Annotated in this window: 1 protein-coding gene; it reads left to right on the forward strand. The window is 66.1% G+C overall.

Going from position 1 to position 366, the window contains the following annotated elements; translation table 11 throughout:
* Positions 1 to 273 (forward strand): hypothetical protein (locus SB764_RS38735; RefSeq protein WP_410866568.1); only part of this gene is annotated, 273 nt, incomplete at its 5' end.
* Positions 274 to 366: the final 93 nt, after the last annotated feature.

A 366-nucleotide genomic window follows, 5' to 3' on the forward strand; every position in this document is an offset into this window, starting at 1 on the left:
GTATTCGACGCTGCCTCGCAGAAATCGCCACTCGCATCGAGGGTGATCGAGGACGGTGCCGCCGCCCTCGCCCGCCTTGTCGGCATTCTGATCAGCCGCGGTGCGGACGCCAGTCACGTCGTCATCGGCGGCGGTGTCGTTGTCGAGCAGCCGAGCCTGTTCGAGGCCTTTCGCCGGGCGATGGCGGAAGTCTCTCCGAAGAGCGAAATCACCCTGCTGCGCGCAGCCCCGGTCAACGGCGCGCTGGCGCTCGCGCGCCGCCTGCTCGGCTGAACCGATTGGATAGACAGAGGAAGCGGAAATGGAACGCATTGGTTACAGAAACGCGGTTGCCCGCCAGCCGGAAAGCCTGGCGGAAGGCCTGAG

Origin of the sequence: Paraburkholderia sp. SIMBA_027, assembly GCF_046535315.1 — a bacterium.
GTDB lineage: Bacteria > Pseudomonadota > Gammaproteobacteria > Burkholderiales > Burkholderiaceae > Paraburkholderia > Paraburkholderia tropica.